The organism is Streptomyces sp. NRRL S-337, from assembly GCF_000720175.1.
GTDB lineage: Bacteria > Actinomycetota > Actinomycetes > Streptomycetales > Streptomycetaceae > Streptomyces > Streptomyces siderophoricus.
This window is the reverse complement of sequence record NZ_JOIX01000021.1, coordinates 56590-77756: the sequence shown is the minus strand read 5'-3', so window position 1 is coordinate 77756 and position 21167 is coordinate 56590. Positions and strand designations below refer to the sequence as shown.

At 71.6% G+C, this 21167-nt stretch carries 22 protein-coding genes and 1 pseudogene; 4 read left to right on the top strand and 19 right to left on the bottom strand.

Annotated features, from left to right (window positions below; all coding sequences use genetic code 11):
* Positions 1–42 precede the first annotated feature (42 nt).
* A complete protein-coding gene (locus IG62_RS0117905) occupies positions 43–573 on the bottom strand; it encodes a hypothetical protein (RefSeq protein WP_037838510.1) in 531 nt (176 codons plus the stop codon).
* 337 nt (positions 574–910) lie between these two features.
* Between IG62_RS0117905 and IG62_RS48745 the strand changes: the two are divergent.
* Positions 911–1099 (top strand): annotated as a pseudogene (locus IG62_RS48745) (hypothetical protein); the annotation flags it as partial.
* Positions 1100–1129: 30 nt separating this feature from the next.
* On the opposite strand, the gene IG62_RS0117895 reads toward IG62_RS48745, so the two are convergent.
* Positions 1130–1957, bottom strand: coding sequence for a maleylpyruvate isomerase family mycothiol-dependent enzyme (locus IG62_RS0117895; protein WP_030803431.1), 828 nt, complete (start codon positions 1955–1957; stop codon positions 1130–1132).
* Positions 1958–2089: 132 nt separating this feature from the next.
* A complete protein-coding gene (locus IG62_RS0117890; RefSeq protein WP_051798200.1) occupies positions 2090–2782 on the bottom strand; it encodes a TetR/AcrR family transcriptional regulator in 693 nt (230 codons plus the stop codon).
* Positions 2783–2846: 64 nt separating this feature from the next.
* Here IG62_RS0117890 and IG62_RS0117885 point away from each other — a divergent pair, with 64 nt between their 5' ends.
* Entirely contained in the window at positions 2847–4193 is a 1347-nt protein-coding gene (locus tag IG62_RS0117885; protein WP_107053003.1) for an aldehyde dehydrogenase family protein, read from the top strand.
* 83 nt (positions 4194–4276) lie between these two features.
* Here IG62_RS0117885 and IG62_RS0117880 read toward each other — a convergent pair whose 3' ends face one another.
* The 12 genes from IG62_RS0117880 to IG62_RS0117830 form a co-directional block, all read right to left on the bottom strand.
* Positions 4277–5494 (bottom strand): acyltransferase family protein, encoded by a 1218-nt coding sequence (locus tag IG62_RS0117880; RefSeq protein WP_030803420.1) that lies wholly within the window; start codon positions 5492–5494, stop codon positions 4277–4279.
* A 113-nt stretch (positions 5495–5607) separates the two neighbouring features.
* On the bottom strand, positions 5608–6324 hold the full coding sequence (locus tag IG62_RS0117875; RefSeq protein WP_030803416.1) for a TetR/AcrR family transcriptional regulator: 717 nt from the start codon (positions 6322–6324) through the stop codon (positions 5608–5610).
* A gap of 77 nt (positions 6325–6401) precedes the next feature.
* Positions 6402–7433, bottom strand: coding sequence for a PD40 domain-containing protein (locus IG62_RS0117870; protein ID WP_030803414.1), 1032 nt, complete (start codon positions 7431–7433; stop codon positions 6402–6404).
* Positions 7430–8824: an MFS transporter gene (locus IG62_RS0117865; RefSeq protein WP_078872062.1), complete on the bottom strand. Its 1395-nt coding sequence runs from the start codon at positions 8822–8824 to the stop codon at positions 7430–7432. Before IG62_RS0117865 ends, IG62_RS0117870 begins: the two co-directional genes overlap by 4 nt.
* Before the next feature lie 5 nt (positions 8825–8829).
* A complete protein-coding gene (locus IG62_RS0117860) occupies positions 8830–9723 on the bottom strand; it encodes an alkaline phosphatase family protein (protein WP_030803410.1) in 894 nt (297 codons plus the stop codon).
* A 353-nt stretch (positions 9724–10076) separates the two neighbouring features.
* Positions 10077–10976 carry an oxidoreductase gene (locus IG62_RS0117855; RefSeq protein ID WP_037838530.1) on the bottom strand — a complete coding sequence of 300 codons (900 nt, stop codon included), beginning with the start codon at positions 10974–10976 and terminating at the stop codon, positions 10077–10079.
* A 186-nt stretch (positions 10977–11162) separates the two neighbouring features.
* Complete coding sequence (locus IG62_RS49870; RefSeq protein ID WP_324604635.1) at positions 11163–11507, bottom strand: hypothetical protein; 345 nt, start codon at positions 11505–11507, stop codon at positions 11163–11165.
* Positions 11462–11896: a nucleotidyltransferase domain-containing protein gene (locus IG62_RS49865; RefSeq protein ID WP_324604634.1), complete on the bottom strand. Its 435-nt coding sequence runs from the start codon at positions 11894–11896 to the stop codon at positions 11462–11464. The genes IG62_RS49870 and IG62_RS49865 overlap by 46 nt, the downstream gene beginning before the upstream one ends.
* A gap of 34 nt (positions 11897–11930) precedes the next feature.
* On the bottom strand, positions 11931–12287 hold the full coding sequence (locus IG62_RS0117845; RefSeq protein ID WP_030803406.1) for an ArsC/Spx/MgsR family protein: 357 nt from the start codon (positions 12285–12287) through the stop codon (positions 11931–11933).
* A 109-nt stretch (positions 12288–12396) separates the two neighbouring features.
* On the bottom strand, positions 12397–13029 hold the full coding sequence (gene folE, locus IG62_RS0117840) for a GTP cyclohydrolase I FolE (RefSeq protein ID WP_199812490.1): 633 nt from the start codon (positions 13027–13029) through the stop codon (positions 12397–12399).
* Positions 13030–13054: 25 nt separating this feature from the next.
* Positions 13055–13483 carry a hypothetical protein gene (locus IG62_RS0117835; RefSeq protein ID WP_030803404.1) on the bottom strand — a complete coding sequence of 143 codons (429 nt, stop codon included), beginning with the start codon at positions 13481–13483 and terminating at the stop codon, positions 13055–13057.
* Positions 13484–13563: 80 nt separating this feature from the next.
* Complete coding sequence (locus IG62_RS0117830) at positions 13564–14109, bottom strand: DUF2231 domain-containing protein (protein WP_030803402.1); 546 nt, start codon at positions 14107–14109, stop codon at positions 13564–13566.
* A gap of 130 nt (positions 14110–14239) precedes the next feature.
* On the opposite strand from IG62_RS0117830, the gene IG62_RS0117825 reads away from it, so the two are divergent.
* Positions 14240–14962, top strand: a complete 723-nt coding sequence (locus IG62_RS0117825; protein ID WP_051798198.1) for a helix-turn-helix transcriptional regulator — start codon at positions 14240–14242, stop codon at positions 14960–14962.
* A 27-nt stretch (positions 14963–14989) separates the two neighbouring features.
* Here the strand turns inward: IG62_RS0117825 and IG62_RS0117820 are convergent, their stop codons facing one another.
* From IG62_RS0117820 to IG62_RS0117805, 4 genes are all read right to left on the bottom strand, one after another.
* Positions 14990–15895, bottom strand: coding sequence for a CPBP family intramembrane glutamic endopeptidase (locus IG62_RS0117820; RefSeq protein WP_199812489.1), 906 nt, complete (start codon positions 15893–15895; stop codon positions 14990–14992).
* A gap of 78 nt (positions 15896–15973) precedes the next feature.
* A complete protein-coding gene (locus IG62_RS0117815) occupies positions 15974–18295 on the bottom strand; it encodes an ABC transporter permease (RefSeq protein WP_030803395.1) in 2322 nt (773 codons plus the stop codon).
* A gap of 3 nt (positions 18296–18298) precedes the next feature.
* Entirely contained in the window at positions 18299–19060 is a 762-nt protein-coding gene (locus IG62_RS0117810; protein WP_030803392.1) for an ABC transporter ATP-binding protein, read from the bottom strand.
* Positions 19057–19563, bottom strand: a complete 507-nt coding sequence (locus tag IG62_RS0117805; RefSeq protein ID WP_030803390.1) for a PadR family transcriptional regulator — start codon at positions 19561–19563, stop codon at positions 19057–19059. The genes IG62_RS0117810 and IG62_RS0117805 overlap by 4 nt, the downstream gene beginning before the upstream one ends.
* A 172-nt stretch (positions 19564–19735) precedes the next feature.
* Between IG62_RS0117805 and IG62_RS0117800 the strand changes: the two genes are divergently transcribed.
* Complete coding sequence (locus tag IG62_RS0117800; RefSeq protein ID WP_030803387.1) at positions 19736–21007, top strand: ABC transporter substrate-binding protein; 1272 nt, start codon at positions 19736–19738, stop codon at positions 21005–21007.
* The last annotated feature ends 160 nt before the right edge of the window (positions 21008–21167 follow it).

The window sequence follows — 21167 nt, the reverse complement described above, 5'->3', positions numbered from 1 at the left end:
GGGGCGTGGACGGACTGTGCGCGGCGGTCGGCCGTGGCGCGGTCATCGGGCGGCCTCCGACTGCCGCTGGTCGGACCGTTCGGTCAGAAACTTCCGGACCGCCCTGCTGTGCAGAGCATCCAGTATCTCGGTCTGCTGCCGCGCTCCGGCCAGGAGTTCGTTCAGCCGTTGGGTGTCCAGACGGGGCTCTCGCGGAGCCCAGTCGAGGAGCGTGCGCCACAGGAGCGCCTTGCCTTCGACGCCGAGACGCATTCCCTCGAGCTCGACGACGGTGCTGAGGCCGGAACGACGGACCACACGGCCGTTGGGCTTCAGACGTCCGATCTTCTCGCCGGCCCAGGCTCCGTAGATCTTGTATCGCCGAACCGGAACGCCCAGGGCGGCCATGAGCCGTAGGAGGGCCTGCCGGTCCAGCGAGATCTCCGCGGCGAGGTCCTTCACTTCACCGCCGAGGTCCGAACCCTGGTGCTCCCGGGCCATGCGCCGGGCGAGCTCCACACCGGCCGTGGCACCGGCCAGGTGATCATTGAGGTAGACCGCGACCATCCGCGACTCCGCAAGCCGACCGCCCATGATCGACCTCCCTCACTGGGAATCGGTGATCTTTCCCTGCGCCTGAGTGGCCCATTTCAGCCTAGCGAATCGTGGCCGTGCCGGGCCCGTCGGCGACTCGTGGCCGTTCCCGGCCCGTCACCGGTCCGCCCGTGCGGCAGCGCGCCCCGCGTGGACCGTGAAGGCGGCGGTGCGGACCTTGCCCTCGTGCCGGAAGTCGAGGAAGAGGCGGTATGCGCCGGTGCTCGGCGCCATGGCGGTGAACGAGACCTCGGGCCCGGGCTTCGTCCTGCCGTCGTCGGGGCCACCGTTGGCCCCGGCCCGTACGGACGACGCGCCGGCGACCAGCGGCGCGGACGCGGAGCCCGATGAGCTCCGGCCGCTCCGGCAGCGGCTGATCACCGCCGTGGCCCTGGCGGTGCCGGTGGTCGTGATGGCGATGGTTCCGGCGCTGCAGATCGAGTACTGGCAGTGGCCCTCGCTCACCCTCACCGCGCCGGTGGTCACCTACGCCGCGTGGCCCTTCCACCGCGCCGCCTGGACGAGCTTCGGGGCGCTTCGGGGGGCTCGGGGCGGGTCAGAAGGCCGTGTGGGCGAACCAGCGGTCGAGTGCGGTGACCTCGCCCGAGACGTCGAAGGCGGGGTCCTGGTACGGACGCCGCCCGTAGAGCAGCAGCAGGAGGTCCGCGGCCCGGCCTCGTACCGTCGCCTGCGGCGCGGAGGACGCGGCGTCACCCGGGGCGGGGTCGGCGCCGGTCCGTGGCAGCAGGCGGAAGCCGTCCGGATCCAGCCGCACCCGCCACTCCTCGCCGGTGGCGTCGGCAGGGCCCGCACACCGGAAGGCGATGACCTCGCCGTCGCCCCGCAACTTCGCCACCTCCGGGGCGAAGAGGCCCGCATACGGCAGATTGACCAGGAATTCGTCCACCCCGTCCGCGGCCAGCACGGGGTCGATGTCCGACTCGTGGCCGACGGCACGCTCCGCGTCCACCCGGTGCACCATCGTCTCGAAGAGCATCCGGCGGGCCCAGAACCGCGCGTGCTGGTCCTCTCCCCAGGCCCACATGGCCGCTTGGGGGTCCGTGCTCCGCAGTACGGCGGCCACGGTGGGCGCTCCCGCGGCCACCCAGCCGGCGTACTCCTCCGCGCGATCCGGCAGCCCCAGTTCCACATCACGGCTGCGCGGCGGCTCTTGCACCAGCTGGGTCAGCAGCGCGCAGAACCAGCGCTGCAGCGATCCCACGTGCCGGGTGAGCTCGGCCAGCGTCCAGTCGGGACAGGAGGGCACGGGGGTCGCCGGGTCCGCGCTCCGGGCCACCTCGGCGAAGCGCAGGGTCTCCCGCTCGATCGCCTGCCGGTAGGTCTCGTAGGGCAGGGGGTGCCCCGTCCCGTTCGTCGTCTCCATCAGCTGCCGCCTTTCCGTCCACGGCACGGGATGCCGTCGTGGTCAGTGTGGAGGCTGGAGTCCACTCCAAGGCAAATCCCGACGCCGGGGGCGGGACCACCGGTCCGCGCGGCTGGGGGCCGGCCGTGGGGGTCAGCGGTTCGGCGGTACGGGTGCGCCGGGCCCGGTCGGTCCCGTCCGTGCGCCGAGGGCACGCAGCAGGAACGGGAGGAGCTCGCTGATCGCCGCCTCACCGGACGACGGGCCGTCCGCGGTGGCCCGATGTGCCGCATCGGGGGTGAGGAAGAGGCGGCTGACCATCGAGCCGACGACCAGGTCGGCCAGTACGTGGGCGTTCTCCAGGGGCGGGATGTCGCCGCGGTCGACGGCGCGGCGCACGACGGTGGCGGCCCGGTCGCGGACCGGCTCGATGATGGCGGTGTCCAGCACCCGGGCCAGCGCCTCGTTGTGGGCGGACTCGCCGATCAGGACGTGCAGCAGCCGGCCGCCGGGGCCCTCCAGCGTCTCGGCCTTGTCCCGGAGCAGGGCCGCCAGGTCGCCTTCGAGGCTGCCGGTGTCGGGCTGCGGGCCGAGGTCGCTCGCCCAGCGCACGGCGGTGCCGACGACCAGGTCTTCCTTGGAACGCCAGCGGCGGTAGAGGGTCGCGGTGGAGACCCCGGCCCGTTTGGCCACGGCGGCCGTGGTCAGCCCGCCGTAGCCGCTCTCCTGGAGCACCTGGACGGTGGCCTCCAGGAGGGCCCGGTCGCGTTCGGCGTCCCGCGGGCGGCCACGGGCGGGTCCCCGCCCGGCCGCCGCGGTCTGGTTGCTCTCGGTACGTTCGCCCACACCGGGAGTCTACCGACCCACCATTACGAAACGAAAAGTTTTCGTTTCGTGTAGCCTCGGCGGCATGACATCCCACACCGCCACCCCTGACCTGGACGCGGGTGCCCTCGACGCGGCCACCGCCGTCGTCGACCGGCTCCGCGGCACCTTCGCCACCCGCCGCACCGCCGCCACCGACTGGCGACGCGGCCAGCTCACGGCCCTGCGCACCCTGCTCACCGACCACCGCGACGAGCTCCTCGCCGCGCTGGCCGCCGACCTCGGCAAGGGCCCCGAGGAGGCGTACCGCACCGAGATCGGCTTCACCCTCCACGAGATCGACCACACCCTCGACCGGCTCGACGACTGGCTGGCGCCCCGGCCCGCCGACCTGCCCGACCGGCTGCTCCCGGCGACCGCGCGGGTCGTCCGCGAACCACTCGGCGTCGTCCTGGTGATCGCGCCCTGGAACTACCCGCTGCAGCTGGCGCTCGCCCCACTCGTCGGCGCCCTCGCCGCGGGCAACTGCGCCGTCGTCAAGCCCAGTGAGCTCGCCCCCGCGACCTCGGCCGCGCTCGCCCGGCTGCTGCCCCGCCACCTGGACACCGACGCGGTGGCCGTCGTCGAGGGCGCCGTCCCGGAGACCACGGCACTGCTGGCCCAGCGCTTCGACCACATCTTCTACACCGGCAACGGCACCGTCGGCCGGATCGTGATGGCCGCCGCCGCCCGGCACCTGACACCGGTCACGCTGGAACTGGGCGGCAAGAGCCCCGTCGTCCTCGACGCCGGTACGGATCTGGCCGCGGCGGCCCGGCGGCTGGTCACCGGCAAGTTCCTCAACGCCGGCCAGACATGCGTCGCCCCGGACTACGTCCTGGCCATCGGCGACACCGCCCGGGACATCGAACCGCACCTCGCCGAGGCCGTGCGCGAGACCTACGGAGCCGACCCGGCCACCGCGCCCGAGTACGGACGGATCGTCAACGAGCGCCACTTCGACCGCCTGACCGCCCTCCTCGACAGCGGCCGCACGGTCATCGGCGGCACCCACGACCGCGCCGACCGCTACCTGTCACCCACCGTCCTCGCCGACGTCTCCCCCGACGCCCCGGTGATGCAGGAGGAGATCTTCGGCCCGATCCTGCCGATCGTGCCGGTGCCCGACCTGGACGCGGCGATCACCTTCATCAACCACCGGGACAAGCCGCTGGCGCTGTACGCGTTCACCGACTCCGACGCCACCAAGCACCGCCTCCTGACCGAGACCTCTTCCGGCGCGCTCACCTTCGGGCTGCAGGTCGCCCATCTCACCGCCCCCGACCTGCCGTTCGGCGGTGTCGGCGAGAGCGGCATGGGGCGCTACCACGGCGAGTACTCACTGGAGACGTTCAGCCACACCAAGGCAGTGCTGGACAAGCCGCTGGGGTGAGCGGGACGGTCGACCCGGAAGGGCCCCCGCTCCTGACTCGGGCCAGGAACAGGGGCCACTGCCACCGAGGGACGGCTACGGCGTCACAGCACCCGGTCCGCGCGGGGCAGGGAGCGGACGGCGTAGGCCACGGCCCAGCACAGCGGCAGGGCCAGGGCGGCGACCAGGGCGAACTTCACGGCCGCCGGGGCGTGCAGCCAGCGGAAGGCGTAGCCGAGGCCGACCAGCACGGCCGCGTGGGTGAGGTAGACGGCGAAGGCATGGCGGGAGAGGAACGCGGCGACCGGGCCCTGCCGCTGGAAACGCTCCCGGAACAGGACGGTCAGCCCGAGGACGACGCCGACCGCGAACGTCGACTCCCATGCGGCCCCGGCCAGCGACTGCCAGCTGCCGTGCCCGTCGAGCGCGCCGTCCGCTGCGGTGAGGACGACCGGCAGATACGCGAGCGTGGCCATGGTGGCGACGACGAACCCCACCCGCCCCGCGGCCCGGGAGAGGGTCTGCGGCCAGCCACGGCGGTGGGCCAGCACGCCGATGACGAAGAAGCTCGCGTACTGCGGCATGAAACTGGGGGTGGGCAGGCCGAGGACGGGCAGGTAGCTGCCGTTCGGCACGACGATCCGCCACAGGTACGTCGCGAGGGCCAGACCGAGGGTGAAGACGACGATGGCGAGCGGCCGCAGCGGCCGCGAAGCCCGCTCGGGCGCGCGCCCGGCCGTGCCGGCCTCCCCGCCGACGCCCGTGAGGCAGCGCGCCCGCCGGTGCCGCACGAGGGCGTAGACCAGGGAGAACGCCAGCAGCACCTCGACGAACCACATCGGCCCCGCGTCCCAACTCAGCACGTAATACAGCCAGTAGGGAAGGTCGTTGCCCTGCTCGGCGAATTCCGCCCGCAGATCGGCGTAGCCGCCGGAGCCCGCCAGCGGACGTATCAGCAGGAGGAAGGCGAGGAGTGGAATACCCAGCCGCTTGAGGCGGTCCCGGAGGAACGGCCGGGTGCCCTTGCGTTCGTAGGAGGCCGGTGTGAAGAAGCCGGCGATCATGAAGAAGAACCCCATGAAGAACGCCTGGTTGAACATGACGAACACATCCAGGAGCAGCCCGGAGCCGTCCTTGGCGGGCTCGGTGTAGTACCAGGCGGGAATGTTGCCGTAGGTGACGGCGGTGTGGTGCAGCACCACCAGAGCCGTCAGCACGATGCGCACATTGTCGACGTAGAGCAGTCGGGCGGCGGCCTTGGGCCGCCCGGTGGCCGGCTCGGGCCCCACCGCCAGGGCCGGGCGGGCCAGGTCGTCCGTCATGAAAGTCCTCCCCGTTCAGTGCAGTTCACAGCCGTGCAGTCCATGGCTGTCCGGTGCTGCTGGTGTGAAGTTCAGTGCTGTTGGTGTGTCGTACAGGGCGGTTGGTGTGTCGTTCAGGGCTGGGCGGGGCCGCTGTCGGTCGCGTCCCGTGGTGCTTCCGCCCGGGTGGCGTGCTCGAAGAGGTCGGCGAGCTGGCGGGCATGGGCCGCCAGGTCGTGCTCGGGATGGGCGCTCCAGTACGCGAACATGTGGTCGATCCCGGCCTGGAGGCTGACGGCCATGACGCGCACGTCGAAGTCGCGAAGCTCGCCGCTGCGCTGCCCCTCCAGGAAGACCCCCTCCAGCCCGGCGTACAGCGGCTCGCTGGAGGCGACGCCGTAGCGCAGGGCCCCGTCCTCGGTACGGAAGTTGCTGAAGATCTCGCCGAGCGCGGTGAGTTGGGACCGGTGGTCCTGCATGTACGCGGCCACCGACTCCACATAGACCCGCAGCCAGGCCGTTGCCCCGGCCTCCTTCTCCAGCCGGGCCTCGACGAACGCGCCGATCCCCTCATAGATCTGCTCGACGAGCCGCTCGATCAACTCGGCCTTGCCGGCGAAGTGATACGAGATCACCCCTTTGCTGATCCCCGCCCGCTCGGCGATCTGCGCCAGCGAGGCCTTCGCGAACCCCCGTACCGCGATGGTCTCGACGGCGGCATCCATGATCTGGGCCCGACGCGCCTTCTCGATGAAGGAGCGCTCGGGCTCTTGCGACGTCAGGTCACCCACCCCGCCCGCCGGGACGGAGACGGAGCCCGCCTGGCCGCCCGCATTATTTTCTGACCGCATGGCCAAAACCTTAGCCGGGCGACCAATCGCCGTCCAATCGGGGTGGGTTGAGCGCCCTGCCCGGCCGCGACGGCACGTCAGCGGACCGCGGACGGGGCCTGGGCCGCGGGCATCAGGCGGTGGGGGTGGCCGGTGCCGTCGGAGGGCACGGACCAGGCGTCGGTCTCGAAGTCGCCGGGCAGGGCGTAGGCGACGGTGTGGTCGTCCAGCCAGACGGCCTGGTCGTCGGCGCTGCGCCGCTCGGCCAGCGGGTGCTCGCGCATGCTGTGCAGGTCCAGCACGTACAGGCGCCAGGGCGCGTCCACCGGCAGGCCCGGCACCCGCTTCTTGAACGCCAGTCGGGTCCCGTCCGGCGACAGCGACGGGCATTCGACGTTGCCGCGGAGGATGGTCACCGTGCGCCGGGCGATGTCGCCGCGCACCAGGTAGGCGGTCCCGCGCGTGGCCAGGGTGGCGTAGAAGTGCCCGTCGTCGGCGAACGTCACTCCCCAGAAGTTGATGTCCGGGCTCCGGTACGGCCGCCCGTCCTTGATGACGCGGTAGGACTCCAGGCTGGAGTGGAACCTTCCGTTGCGGGTGTCGAGGATCGAGGTGCGGGTGGAGAAGTTGAGCCCGGTGTACGACTCTCCGCTGACGAACACGGTCCACGCCACCATCCGCCCGCTGGGCGAGACCCGGGTCCGGGTGGGGCTCCCGACCAGGGGAACGTGTCTGCGGGCCCGCAGCCGGGAGTCCAGCACGACGGCTTCGTAATGGCCGGCCATCGCACCGGGCACCGCACGCAGACAACTGCCGGTGCCGGCGGCGGTGTAGAAGCGCAGGCAGCGCAGGCCGGATGCGGTGCGCGGACCGGCGGGGTCGGAGGCCGGTACGGACACCAGCTCGTCGCGGTGCGGCCCCCACAGCGTGCTGCGGAATACCAGCCGGGCCTGCCGCGCCGAGGCCGCTCGGTCCAGTGCCACCTGCCCTGCGGTCACCTGTGGGCCGGTGGTCTGCTGCTGGTCCTTGCGGTGCGCCTGGTCGGCGGCCCGCAGCACGGATCCCACGGCGACGCCGCCGAGTACGAGCACGGCGACGAGCAGGACGACGATGCGGGTACGGACGTTCATCCGGCGGCCTCCGTCGTGGGCGCGGGATCGGTCGTGGGTGCGGTGGAGGGTTCCGCAGAGCCTTCCTCCGTCGCCGCCGTCTCCGTCGCCGCCACCTCCGTCGTGGTACGCACCGGCTGGAGCAGGGCGCACACCGTCGCGCTCGCGGCCAGCGCCACCGCGGCGGCGGACAGCGCGGTCCGGTCGCCCCATGCCGTCCAAGCGGCGCCGAAGAGTACGGAGCAGGCGAAGCGGGCCCCGGCCTGTCCGGTCTGGACGAGGGCCAGGCCGCTGGAGCGCAGCTCCGGTGGCGTCACACCGGCAGCCGCCGCCATCAGCACCCCGTCGGTCGCGGCGTAGAACGCGCCGTGCAGGACGAGCACCGCGGCCACCAGGGGCAACGCCGGCGCGTGGAACGGCGCCAGCACCAGTCCGTACGCGGCGAGGAGGCCCAGGTGACCGGCCAGGAAGGTCCGCCACCGGCCCCAGCGGTCGGCGGCCTTCCCCAGGGGGACGGCCAGCAGCAGGAAGGAGCCCGCCGTGACGATCGGCAGCAGCGGGAACCACTCCTGGGCCAGGTCCAGGCGCCGCTGCAGCAGCAGGTAGAGGAAGGAGTCGGAGACCGTGGCCAGCCCCAGCAGCAGCGCGCACAGGGTCAGCCGTCGGAGCTCGGCCCGGCGCAGCAGGCCGACCGCCGCGGCCAGGGAGACCCGCGCGGCGGGAGCCGCGGTACCGGCCGTCGGGGTGCGGCCCGGCACGAAGAGCAGCAGGACCAGTACACCCGTCACGGCGACGCAGAAGCTGACGGTGAACACGGCGTCGTAGCCCCCGGCCGCCATCCGCAGGATGGCGAAGGCCGTGACCGGCCCCAGCAGGGCTCCGGCGGTGTCCATCGCACGGTGCACACCGAACGAACGCCCCTGCGTCCGGGGGGAGGAGGCCAGGGAGATCATCGCGTCGCGCGGTGCCGTACGCAGTCCCTTGCCCGTGCGGTCGGCGGCGAGCACCACGCTGATCAGCGGCACGCCGTGGGCCAGCAGCAGCAGCGGTTTGCACAGTGCGGAGAGCCCGTACCCCACGGCGGCAGCGGCCTTGTGCCGCCCACCGCGGTCGGCGAGATGGCCGCCGACCAGCCGGACCAGGGCACTGACGCCGTTGTAGACCCCGTCCAGCAGGCCGAAACCCAGCGGGGACAGGCCCAGTGTGGCGACCAGGTACAGCGGGAGGACGGCGGTGACCATCTCGGAGGAGACGTCGGTGATGAGGCTGACCGTGCCGAGGACGAACACGGTCCGGGGCACGGTCCGCAGCGCGGACGCGGCCTTGGCGTGCGGCAGGGCCCTGCCCCGGCCGCCCGGGCGGGTACCCGGGTCGGCCGGAGCAGGGGTGGTACGGCTGTCTGCTACGTACACGGTGGTCAGTTCCAGATGCCGGTGATGTCGGAGGCGGAGGCGGCGTTGCCGGCGTGCGTGGTCAGGCCGGCCAGGTCCTCGACGGTCCGGAGGACGTTGTAGTGGTTGTATGTCGCGGAGGACGAGCTGCCCGGGGTGACGTGCGCTCCGTACAGCACCGTGGCGATGTGGTTGTTGTGGGCCCGGTCGTCCTCGTCGAAGGTGACGAGGAGCAGGCTGTTGTTGTTCTTGGCCCACTGGGCGTAGGCGTCGAGGTTGTTCTTCAGCCAGTTGTCGCCGGTGGTGATCGAGCAGTCGTGCATGTCGTTGCACAGGTTCGGCACGACGTACGAAACCTTCGGCAGCGTGCTGTAGTTCGTCGGGAACTGGCTGAAGGTGTGGGCGGTGTTCAGCGGCACGTTGTTGAACGCGAACCACGGGTTGTGCTTCCGGGCGTACTTGGTGGCGCTGTTGGTGCAGGTCGTGGAGCCCTCGGAGGGCAGGCCCTCGTTGTAGCTGCCCCAGGACTTGCCGGCGGCGATCAGCTCCGAGCCGAGGTTGGCGGCGCCGGAGAACTGCGGCGTGTAGCAACTGTCATCGGTGACGCCCTGCGTGCCGCCCGAGAACAGGTCCAGGTAGTTGGGCTGGCTGGGGTGGGTCAGTGCGAAGGAGTTGGTGAGGTTGGCTCCACCGGCCTTGAGGGTGTTGTTCAGGTACGGAGCGCTCGAACTGCCGATGACCTGCTCGTAGGCGTGGTTCTCGAACACCACGACCACGACGTGGTCGGGCGTCGGCAGCGCCGCGGCCTGCGCGACACCGGGGGCGCTGCCCCACAGTCCGAGCGAGGCGGCCACGAGGCCGGTGGCACCGAAGAGCGAGACGGACCGGCGCGGTCGTCGGATGCGGGAGAGCATGGACATGGACACAGCGGACCTCCGAGAAAGAGCCGTGCACGGTGCGGGGAGTGGCGTTTCTCGTGTGAAGCGAGGCAACCGTAGGAGGGCCGTCGTGAAGTTGTCAGAACTTCAAAAGTGAAGCGGAACCGAACAGTTGAAGGCCGGGCGCGGCTACCGGCGCGTACCTCACCCCGCGTTCACGGAGGCGCGGACGACGACGAGAACGGCATTCCGGATGAAGCGGAACGCACATGGCGTGCGCCCCGAGGCCCTCGACCGCGTTCGGAACGGGAAGAAAGAGGGCGATGACGACGCCCACGCGCTCACAGGTGGGGCCGGTTCCGGAACGGGAGCACGTACAGCTGCCGTGGCCGGTATCAGGGTGCGGCGTGGCCGATCGCATCGAGAAGCCGGCAGTCTTCCTCCGTCAGCCGCAGCGCGCCGGCCGCCACATTGTCGACCAGGTGATCCGGGTTTCCCGTTCCCGGGATGGCCAGCACATGGGCGCCTTGCCGCAGGGTCCAGGCCAGACGTACCTGTGCCGGTGAGGCACCGTGTGCGCGGGCGACGGCGCGGACCTCGTCGTGCTCGGCACAAACGGCTCCCGTCTCGCGTCCCTCCCCGGCGAGGGAGAAGAAGGGTACGAACGCGATGCCGCGTGCGGCGCATTCCCGCAGCATCCGTGCGCCGTGCGGCACGTCGATGCCGAAGCGGTTCTGGACGCACACCACCGGTGCGATCGCCAGGGCTTCGGCGAGGTGCTCCGGGCGGGCGTTGGAGATGCCCAGGTGGCGGATGAGGCCGGCTTCCCGCAGCTCGGCGAGGGCGCCGAAGTGCTCGCTGAGGGAGTGCTGGCCCATGAGGCGCAGATTGACCACGTCGAGGTGGTCGCGGCCGAGTTGGCGCAGGTTCTCCTCGACCTGGCCGCGCAGCTGGTCGGGCCGCGCGGAGGCGGTCCACTCACCGCAAGCGTCCCTGGCCGGGCCGACCTTGGTGGCGATGACGAGGTCGTCCGGGTACGGCGCCAACGCCGAGTTGATCAGTTCGTTGGCGGAGCGCAGCCGGGAGAAGTAGAACGCCGCGGTGTCGATGTGGTTCACGCCGAGCTCGACCGCGCGACGCAGTACCGCGATCGCCTGGGCGCGGTCGCTGGGGGTGCCCTCGTGGAAGGCGGCGCTGCCGGTCAGACGCATGGCGCCCAGGCCGAGCCGGTTGATCTCACGGTCACCGAGCAGCCAGGTGCCGGCGGCCGCAGCGGAGACCGTGTCCGTTGTCATCTTTCCCATCCGCTCCATCCCATTCTTCCCTCGCCCCATGGCAGTTGAGGGCGAGGCGGTCCTGGAGTATGCGCCGGTGGCAGGGCTGCCGGGAAGGCGCGGAGGGTCGGAGGAAAGTCACAGCTCATCCGGGAACCGGGACAGGTCACGAGGAGTTGTCCATAGAGAAGTTGAGCGCTTCCCGACTCAGGCGCGCCAGCGTTGCGTGTACCCCTCCCTGAGCGGTCCGCCGAGAACGTCGAGCACCTGTTCGGTGGCCACCGCCAGGGGGGCGGGGTCCGCGTGTTCGGCTACGGCCCGATGGCCGTCCAGCAAGGCCTGGCCTCGTACCGGGTCCGCGCTCAGCAGCCTGCGGGGCAGCCATTTGCCGATGCCCGTCCACGCGCCGTGGTGAGCGATGAGGAGGTTCGCCGCCTCTCGGAGGGTGAAGTCGGCGAGGGAGAGCTGTTCGTACCGCCCGGCTGGAGAGGCGGGCGACGTGTCGGTCAGATCGTCCAGGAAACAGGTGAGGACGTAGCGTCCTCGTTCCACTGCGCCGGAGTGAGCGGCAAAGGGCCCGCCGCGAGCACTGCTCGCGCCTGTTCGCGGGTTAGGGCCAGATGGCCGTGGGGGTCGGCCAGGGGAAGACCCTGGTCATAGATGAAGAGGAGGGTGCCCCGGCGGAGGACCCTGTCTCTCTCGAAGTGTTCCGGCGCATCCGCGCGTGTGTGCAGGAAGAGTTCGGCCAGCCGGCCGCCGTGGCGTACCACCTCGCGGCGGCTGGTGTCCCCGTCCGGGAGGAGAACTGCCACGTCCAGATCGCTGGTCGGGGTGGCCCGGCCTTGCGCGGCCGAGCCCCCGAGAACGGCACCCAGGGCATGCGGAAAGCGGTCCTTGATGAGGTCCAGCGCCTCGGTGGTGGGGGCGACGTGATCATCCATGGACGCTCATCGTGCCAGCCCCCGGTATGCCGGGCTACCGCAGGGCCGAGCGCACCGATTCCGGTGAGCGGGCCACCACCGCCGTGCCGTCGTCGGCGGTGATGATCGGACGTTGGATCAGTGCGGGTCGGGCGGCCAGCGCCTCGATCCACCGGGCGCGGTCGGCGGGTTCACGCGGCCACGTGGCGAGGTCCAGTTCGGCCGCGGCGGGTTCGCCGAGGCGGGTGATGTCCCACGGCTCCAGTCCCAGTCGCTCAAGGACGGCGTCGAGTTCGTCCACGGTCGGCGGGTCTTCCAGGTAGTACCGCACCGTGTACTGCGCTGCCTCCGCGTCCAGCAGTGACAGGGCGGACTGGCACTTGGAGCAAGCGGGGTTGATCCAGATTTCCATGCGGTGGTCTTTCGGTCCGTTCCGTGACGAGGTGAAGTGAAGCGCGGTGAAGAGGTGGAGTGACGTGACGAAGTGGAGGACAGGGCCTCAGGGGCCTGTTGGGTACGGGCTATCGGGTGGGCAGGCCGCTCAGGGCGAGGAATTCGGCGCGTGAGCGGGCGTCGTTGCGCAGGGTGCCCAGGAGGGTGGAGGTGAGGGTGCTGGATCCGGTGGCCTGGACGCCGCGGAGGGTCATGCAGGTGTGTTCCGCTTCGATGACGACGCCCACGCCCTTGGGGTCCAGCTGCGTCTGCAACCAGTCGGCGACCTGTTTGGTGAGGCGTTCCTGGACCTGGGGGCGGCAGGCGAAGTGCTCGACCACCCGGGCCAGTTTGGACAGGCCCAGGATCCGCCGGCCGGGCAGGTAGCCGACGTGTGCGGTGCCGACGAACGGCAGCAGATGGTGCTCGCACACCGACCGCACCGGGATGCTGCGGGCCAGTACGAGCTCGTCGTACCCCTCGTCGTTGGGGAAGGTCGTGAGGTCGAAGGGGCGGGGGCTGAACAGCTCCGCGTACGCGCGGGCCATGCGGCCGGGGGTCCCGCGCAGGCTCTCGTTCTCGGTGGAGATGCCGAGAGCCTGCAGGAACCGTCCCGCCGCGCGTTCGGCGGCGGCCAGGTCGATGCCGTCCGTTTCGTGGACGACGCGCAACGCGGCCGGGGCGGGGATCGGTATCTCCGGGTCCTCGGGGGCGAGGTCCATGGTGGCCTGGGAACGGTGGGTCATGTCAGCTGCCACCGATGCCCAGGGCGGTCAGCAGGACCAGGACGACCGTGATGACGGCGAAGAGGCCGTGGCCGACGACCACCGGTACGGGGAAGTGCCGCTCGGCGGGCGCGGTCTGCGTCCCCGCGGTGGCCTCGGCGGCGGCGCGGGCCCGGTGGACGGGGATCCAACGGGCCAGCATCGTGAAGCCGAGCAGGGCCACGGGCACGAGCAGGCCGAAGGCGGTCCAGGCCAGCGCGTCCTTGTCGGTGATCAGGTAGATGATCCAGACGACCAGACCGGCCGCGGCCAGCGCGAAGTGCCCGAAGACGACCGGGACGGGCAGCCGGCTGGTGCCGCCGGAGGCTCCTCCGCGGGAGAGCCAGGTACCGAGCATGTAGAAGCCGCCCAGGGCGGTGATCAGCCAGGCGATCAGTGCGGCGATGTCCATCGGGACTCCTCTTACGCCTCTTGGGGAACGGGTGGGCCACCGCGTCCGCGACGACGCGCGACCGCGGTGGAAGGGGAAGGTCAGTCGGCGCTTCGGTCCGCCGCGCGTGGGCCGGAGACGAAGCCCTCGGCCTGCGTGGTCTCGTCGGCGACCCGCACCCCGTAGCGGTAGGCGAGCTTGCCGCCCAGGTATCCCGAGACGCCCAGGACCACCAGGCTCACGGCGTTCAGCGTGAGCATCCCGGCCCCGACGCTGCCCGCGGGCCCGTGGCCGGCGTGCCGCCACAGGAAGTTCCCCGCGTACGCGGCGGTGACCAGCAGGTTCAGCGTCATGTGCAGCAGACCGACGCGGAACGCCCGGGTCCCGGGCGGAATCGCGAACAGGTCCAGGAACCCCACCATCGCGGCGACCAGCGCGCCGATCACGCCCAGCGCGATCAGCCACATCGCGCCCTGGGCCAGGAAGGCCGGATCGTGCACGAGGTGCGACGCGATGTCGAAGACCACGCTGCCGACCCACGCGCCGATGGGGACCGTGACCAGGATCGGATGGAACGGGTGCCCGTACGGGCCTGCCAGTGCGGCACTCACCGGCCGCTTGGCACGGCCGGACGACGGATCAGCCATGCCGACCACCTCCCTTTTCACCAACAAATCTTGGTCTTATTCGGGGGAGGCGTCAAGACGGGCAGGTGAGCGCCGCACACGGCGACGATTTTCTGGTTGGACCTACCGGTGTGCGCGTTATCGTGGAGGGGTGGATCCCGACGCAACACCGCAGAGGCGGCCGGACGACGCCGCCATCGAGTCCGTGAGCGTCCTCAATGAGGACTCCCGGCGGCAGATGTTCGCGTTCATCCGGCGCCAGGGCCGCCCCGTCACCCGGGACGAGGCGGCCGCCAGCGTGGGCATCTCCCGTAAGCTCGCCGCCTTCCATCTCGACAAGCTGGTGGACGCCGGTCTGCTGCGCGCCCGGTACGCCTCACCCGGCGGCATCCGGAAGGTCGGCCGGCAGCCCAAGGTCTACGAACCCACCGACAGCGAGATCCGCGTCAGCATCCCCGACCGTCGCCACGAGCTCCTCGCCGATCTCCTGCTGGAGGCCGTCCTGAGCGAGGACGAGGGCGAGACCGCGACCCACGCCGCCGTACGCACGGCCGGCCGGCGCGGCCGGGAACTGGGCGAGGCCGAACGGGAGCAGACCCGCCCCGGTCGACTCGGCACGGAACGCGGGCTCAACGTCTGCGAGCGGATGCTCGACCAGCACGGCTTCGAGCCGTTCCGCGAGACGTCCACCCAACTCCGGCTGCGCAACTGCCCCTTCCACCCGCTGGCAGCCCGGGCCCCCGACCTGGTGTGCGGGATGAACCACGCCTTCATCGCCGGATACCTGCAGGGTTTGAAGGTCAGCGGCGTGGAGGCCGTCCTCGCACCCCGCCCAGGTGAATGCTGCGTCCAGCTCGGCCCCGCCACGGAGTGACGGCCACGGCGCCGCGGCCGGTGTGCTTCAGGAAGAGTCCGACGGGAGGCGGAGCCGTCCCGTCAGGGCGAGGAAGGCGACGAACGCGCCCATCGTGACCCAGCCGGGCCAGCCGAAGAGCCCCATGTGCAGGGGGTCCAGCGTGAGGTGCGGGTCGGCGAATTCCTTGACCATGTTCACGCTGACCGTGCTGACGCAGGCATGGCCGACGACCGCGGGGATCACCGACCCGGAACGCAGCCGCAGCCAGGTGAAGATCGGCAGCCCGAGGGTACAACTCACCAGCATCGCGGGCACGGACACGTACCAGGGCTGCCCCGGATACTGCCCGCCCACCAGCAGCGTGGGCAGGTGCCACAGGGCGAACGCGAAGCTGGTGGCCACGTACGCCCACACCAGGCGCAGGCCCCGCCCGTCCCGCGCCAGGCGCGGAAACAGGTACCCCTGCCAGCCCAGTTCCTCCCCGAAGAACAGTGGCAGCGACATCAGCAGCTCCGGCAGCATCCGTGCTGCCCACGTACCGAGTTCGTCCCGGCGCAGTTCGCCCCAGGAGTAGACGCCGGCCGCGCTGCCGATGCCGAGAGCCATGACGGTAAGGACGGCAGGGACGGCAACGGCCAGCAGGCACGCCCGCACAGCACGTCCCGGGGGTGCGGGCCACCGCAGGGCAAGGGCGGCACGCACACGTCCCTTACCGGCCGGCTCGATGAACCGGATGACGAGGACGGCGGCGAGAGCCGGCGCCAGCATCGCCACCGAGATGCACACCTGCTCCAGGTCTCCGGTCTCCGCCCGGCCGTCGCTCCGGCGGAAGCCGCCCAGCAGGAGGGGCGACATGGCCAGCCACATGCCGAGATACGCGAGGCCGAGGAACACCAGCAGTCCACGGCGAGGACGGGGTAAGGCCGCCGGCACAGGGGGAGAAGTTGTCATGGCACTGACGCTATGAGCCGGCCTTCGGCGGGAGAATGCGGCGGGCCCCACCGCTGGGCCGGTGGGTTTCCCTACCCGCTACAGCACCTCTGCCGCCGAGTCCGCCAGGCGTCGGCGTGCCGTACGGGTGGCCGGGAGGGTGGCGGCCACCGCGGAGACCGTGACGGCGAGGGCGACGACCAGGGCCAGGGTTCCGGCCGGTGGGAGTTGGGCGATGCCGGTGCCCCAACCGCTCGTTTCGCCCTGGAGGTCGATCAGCCACTGGGAGGCGAGCAGGCCGAGCGCGGTGCCGGTGAGCGCGGCGGCCAGGGTGATGAAGGCGGTGGCCGAGACGATCACGGCGGTGATCTGGCGGGGGGTGAGGCCGACGGCCCGCAGGGCGAGCAGGTCGCGGCTCCGGTCGCGCACGGCGGCGCCGACCGTGGTCGCCAGTTCCGCGAGTCCGATCAGGGTGAGCACCGCGATCAGTCCGGCGGCGACGCCACGGATCGCGGAGAGCTGGTCGGCGGGGTTGGGGATCTGGCGTACTTCGAGGCGGCCCGCGGAGGCCTTGGTGAGGGCGTCGCGTACGGCGGCGGGGTCGGTGCCGTGGGGCAGGACCAGGTTGTAGAAGTCGGGGCGGGCCGCCGGGGCGCCGGGGCCGTCGTCGCGCAGGGTGTCGAGGCTGGTGGAGATGACCCGGCCGGCGTCTTCGGTCTCGATGCTGCGGCCGACGAGGTGCAGGACGTGCGGGCGGCCGGCGACGGTCATCCGGACCCAGTCGCCGACGTGTGCGTCGAGGAGTTCCAGCAGGCCGGCGCCGGCGACCGCCTCGTCCGGGCCGTGGGCGGCGCGACCCTCCGCGAGGGCGAAGGGGTAGGGGTGGGCGTCGGTGCCAAGGCCGCGCAGGGTGATCGTGCCGGTCTGGCCGGGGACCAGCGCCTGCACCTCGGCGCCGGGGTAGGACGTCAACCGGCCCTGTTTCGCGAGGAGTTGATGTACCTGCTGGTCGCTCAGGGAGTCCGAACGCACGGTGAGGGATGCCGCCAGGCCGACGCTTTCCGGGCGGGAGGTGAAGCGGTCCAGGGTGCTCCAGGCGCCCAGGGCGATGGTGATGAGCAGCAGCGGGACGGCGAGGCGCGCCACGGCCGCCCAGGAGCGCAGGGGGCGGTGGAAGGCGCCGCGCCAGCCGAGGACCAGGGCCGGGGGGATCTTGAGCCCGAGGGCGCGCCGGGTCAGGCCGGATCCGCCGCCGGCGGCGGGTGCGGCGGCGCGGGCGACCGGGACGGGTGGCACCCGGCCGGCGCGCCATGCGGTCAGGCACGTGGCCGCGCCGATGAAGGCCACCACGCCACCGCATACGGCGAGGGGCAGCCAGGTGTGTGCGGGAAGTTGTGCCCACAGGGCCGTCGCCTCGCCGATCCGGCCGGGGACCAGGGGGCCGAGCAGCTGGGTGACCAGGGCTCCGAGGGTGACACCCAGCAGGGCGAAGCCGAGGTGCAGGACGAGGAACATCCGGACCACCTGGCCCGGGGTGAAGCCGATGGCCTTGAGGACGGAGATGTCGCGGAGGTGGCCGCGGATCCTGGTGCTGATGGCGCCGCCCACGGCGAGCGCGGCGGCGAGCAGGGCCCCGAGGCCGAAGAGGCCGAGCAGCCGGGCGAGCAGACCGTTGTCGCCGGCGGCCTCGGCCTTGGCCTGGCGCCAGGTGGAGACGTCGGTGATCTGGTCGGCGCCGAGCTGGGTGACCGCCCGCTGGACGACGTAGTCGGTGTCCTCGGGGTGGGTGAGCCGGAGGCCGATGGCGCGGCCGCGCTGGTCGGCGCCCGCGTCGGAGGCGGCGAGGGTCTGCGGGAGCACCCAGGCGACGCCGGGGGTCTCACCGGCCCGGAAGGGCGCTTCGGCGGTGTCGGCGATGCCCACCACGTGCAGGGGCGCCGGGAAGCCGCTCAACGCAAGGGAATCGCCCGGTTTGGCCCAGATTGCCCGGGCTACCGAGCTGTCGAGCACGATGCCCCGGGCGGTCCCCGCATCGGTGTGCGGGTCGAGCCAGCGGCCCGCGACGGTCTGCGGGGCGGCGGTCGCCGGACGCCCGCGGACGCCGCGCAGTTCGAGTGCCGCCCGGGCGCCGCCGGGCTGCAGGCTCGCGGTGGCCCGCACCGTGGGGTACGGGCCGGCGGCGGTCCGCACCTCGTCCAGTGCGGCGAGCGACCCGGCGCGGGCCCCGGCCTGGGTGTGGAGCCAGACGTGGGCGCCGGAGGACTGGGTGAAGATCCGCTGCCAGGGGTCGGTGGCGTAGGAGAAGAGGGCGGTGGCCAGCAGCAGGGAGACGGTGATCCCGGCGGTGGCGAGCACGATGAGCACGGCCGCCGGGCGGTGTGCTCTCAGATGTGCCTGGGTCCAGCGTGCTGCCGCTCGCACGGGTCAGCCCCGGAGCTTCAGTACGTCGGACACACCGGCCGCCGGGCGGCCGGGCTCGCTGCCGAGGTGGGCGTCGTCGACGACCTGGCCGTCGAAGAAGCTGATCACCCGGTCCGCGGCGCTGGCGATCCTGGCGTCATGGGTGACCAGGAGGATGGTCTGGCCGCGCCGGTGGAAGCGGGCGAGCAGCCGCAGCACCTCCCGGGTGCCCTTGCTGTCCAGGCTGCCGGCGGGTTCGTCGGCGAGCAGCAGGCTGGGGGCGTTGACCAGGGCGCGGGCGAGGGCGACCCGCTGCTGTTCGCCACCGGAGAGCTCGCCGGGCGTGCAGTTCTCCTTGCCGGTCAGGCCGAGCTCGTCGAGCAGCTCGGCCCGGGCGGTACGGGCCTGCCGGGGGGAGCGGCCGGCCAGCAGCGCGGGGAGTTCGACGTTGTCGGCGACGGAGAGGTTGGAGACCAGGTTGAAGAACTGGAAGACGATGCCGATGTGGTTGCGGCGCAGCTCCGCCCAGCGGGCCTCGCGGTAGCCGTCGACCTGGCGGCCGTCGAGCCACAGGGAGCCGCTGTCGGGGCGGTCGAGGCCGCCGAGAAGGTGCAGAAGGGTGGATTTGCCCGCGCCCGAGGGGCCGGTCACGGCGACGAATTCGCCGCGCTCGACGGTCAGGTCGACGCCCCGCACGGCGTGGACGGGGGCGGCACCTTCCGGCCGGTGGGTCTTGACCAGGCCGGCTGCCCTCACTATCGGGCCGGACGGCTCGTCCCGGTTCATTCCAACTCCTCTTGACAGCGCTCCAGCCAGTCCAGATCCGCCTGGAGATGCAGCATCGCGCCCTCGATCAGCAGCTGTGCGATCGGGTTGCCCCGGTCCTCCACCGCCGCGAGTTTCGACAGGTCGCGCATGGTGTTGAGGTACTGGCGGCGCTGCTTGTTGATCAGGGCGATCCGGTCCGCGGTCCCGGTCTGCGAGGCGACAGCGAGCTTCATGAAGAATTCGTCCCGCACCCGCGGTTCGGCGGTGGGCTCGTCGAACCAGGCGTCCACCGCCTCCCGCCCCGCGGCGGTGATCCGGTAGATGCGCTTGTTGGGCCGGTCCGACTGCTCGACGTCCTCACCCGCGATCAGGCCCGCCTTCTCCAGCCTGCTCAGGGTGACGTAGATCTGGCCGACGTTCGGCTGAGGGTATGCCGCGCCGAGGAGGTTCTCAAGGGCCTGTTTGAGTTCGTAGCCGTGTGCGGGTCCGCTGACCAACAGAGCAAGGAGTGGCAGCCGCACGCTCTTCCTCTCCCTCCCCGCCCTACATGCCGGTTATGTGAACTCATCCGGGTGTGAGCCGGTCGGTCGTCGTATCTCCCTGCGACATCTAGTATCCCGCATGGCTAACAGGTATACATGGGGCGGGCTGTCGGTCCAGTGTCCCGTCGACGCCTGGTTCAAGGAGGAGCCCATGCGGTGGAAGCGTGCCGCGACGAGGGCTCTGCTGGTCTTTTCGCTGCTGTTCGCGGGCAGTGCGGGTGCCCGGGCCGGTGAGCCGCTCGGCGACCCGGACGGCCGGGGCCCCATCACGCTCGTGACCGGCGGCGACCTCACGGGCTATCTGCGCGGCGTCCTCGACGGCTGGAACGTCCACCACCCGCGCGAGAAGGTGACACTGGTCGAGCTGCCCGACGCGGCCGACGAGGTCCGGGCCCAGATGGTCACCGAGCTGCGCTCGCACAGCGCCCGCTTCGACGTGCTGAACATCGACGTGGCCTGGACGTCGGAGTTCGCGGCCGCGGGCTGGATCAGGCCGGTGGACGGCACGCGGTTCCCGCTGAAGCGCTTCCTGCCTCCCGTGGTGGACACCGCGACCTTCCGGGGCCGGCTCTACGCGGTTCCGTACGTGACCAACGCGGGGCTGCTCTACTACCGCAAGGACGTGCTCGACCGGGAGGGTGCCCGGCCCCCGCGCACCTGGGCCGAGTTGGCGCGTCTGGCGAGGACGGTGGCGCCCAAGTACGGACTGGACGGCTATGCGGGCCAGTTCCTGCCGTACGAGGGACTGACCGCCAACGTCGTCGAGGCGGTGCAGTCGGCGGGCGGTTCGGTGCTCGCCGGTGAGGGCACCCGGGTGACCGTGGACTCCCCCGCGGCCCGCCGGGGTCTGTCGTTCCTGCTCGACGGGGTGCGCGAGGGGTGGATCCCCCGGCGGGCCCTGGCGTACAAGGAGGAGGAGTCCCGCAAGTCCTTCCAGGACGGCCATCTGCTGTTCCTGCGGAACTGGCCCTACGCGTACGCGCTGGCCGGCGGCCCGACGTCGAAGGTGGCGGGGAAGTTCGGCGCGGTGCCGCTGCCGGGTCCCGACGGGCCGGGTGCCAGCGCGCTCGGCGGTTCCAATCTGGCCGTCAACGCGCATTCGCGGCATCCGGAGACGGCCGCTGCGCTGATCTCCTATCTGACGTCCGAGCCGGTGCAGCGCCGGGTACTCACCGAGGGTGCGCTGCCACCGGTGTGGGCGGATCTGTACGCGGATCCGCGGCTGGTGCGGCGGTTCCCGTACCTGCCGACGCTCAAGCGGGCGGTGCTGACCGCCCGGCCGCGGCTGAAGAGCCCGCGCTACGACCAGGTGAGCCTGGCGGTGCAGGCCGTCATGCACGACGCGCTGGTCCACCGGCTGAGCACGGACGCCACCGTCGCGCGCCTGGAGCGCGAACTGCGGGCCATCGTCAGCCGCGGCTGACCCTCGCCCGACGTCACCTCCCCCCTCCCTAGTTACTTGTTAAGTAACGGACGCGCTTCGACCCGCGTAAAAATGCGGGACAAATCGGGGCACCTTGCAAACAGTTCCCTCCTTTTCGTTGACACCGAAAAGACATGCCTACTTAACATGCATGCATAAC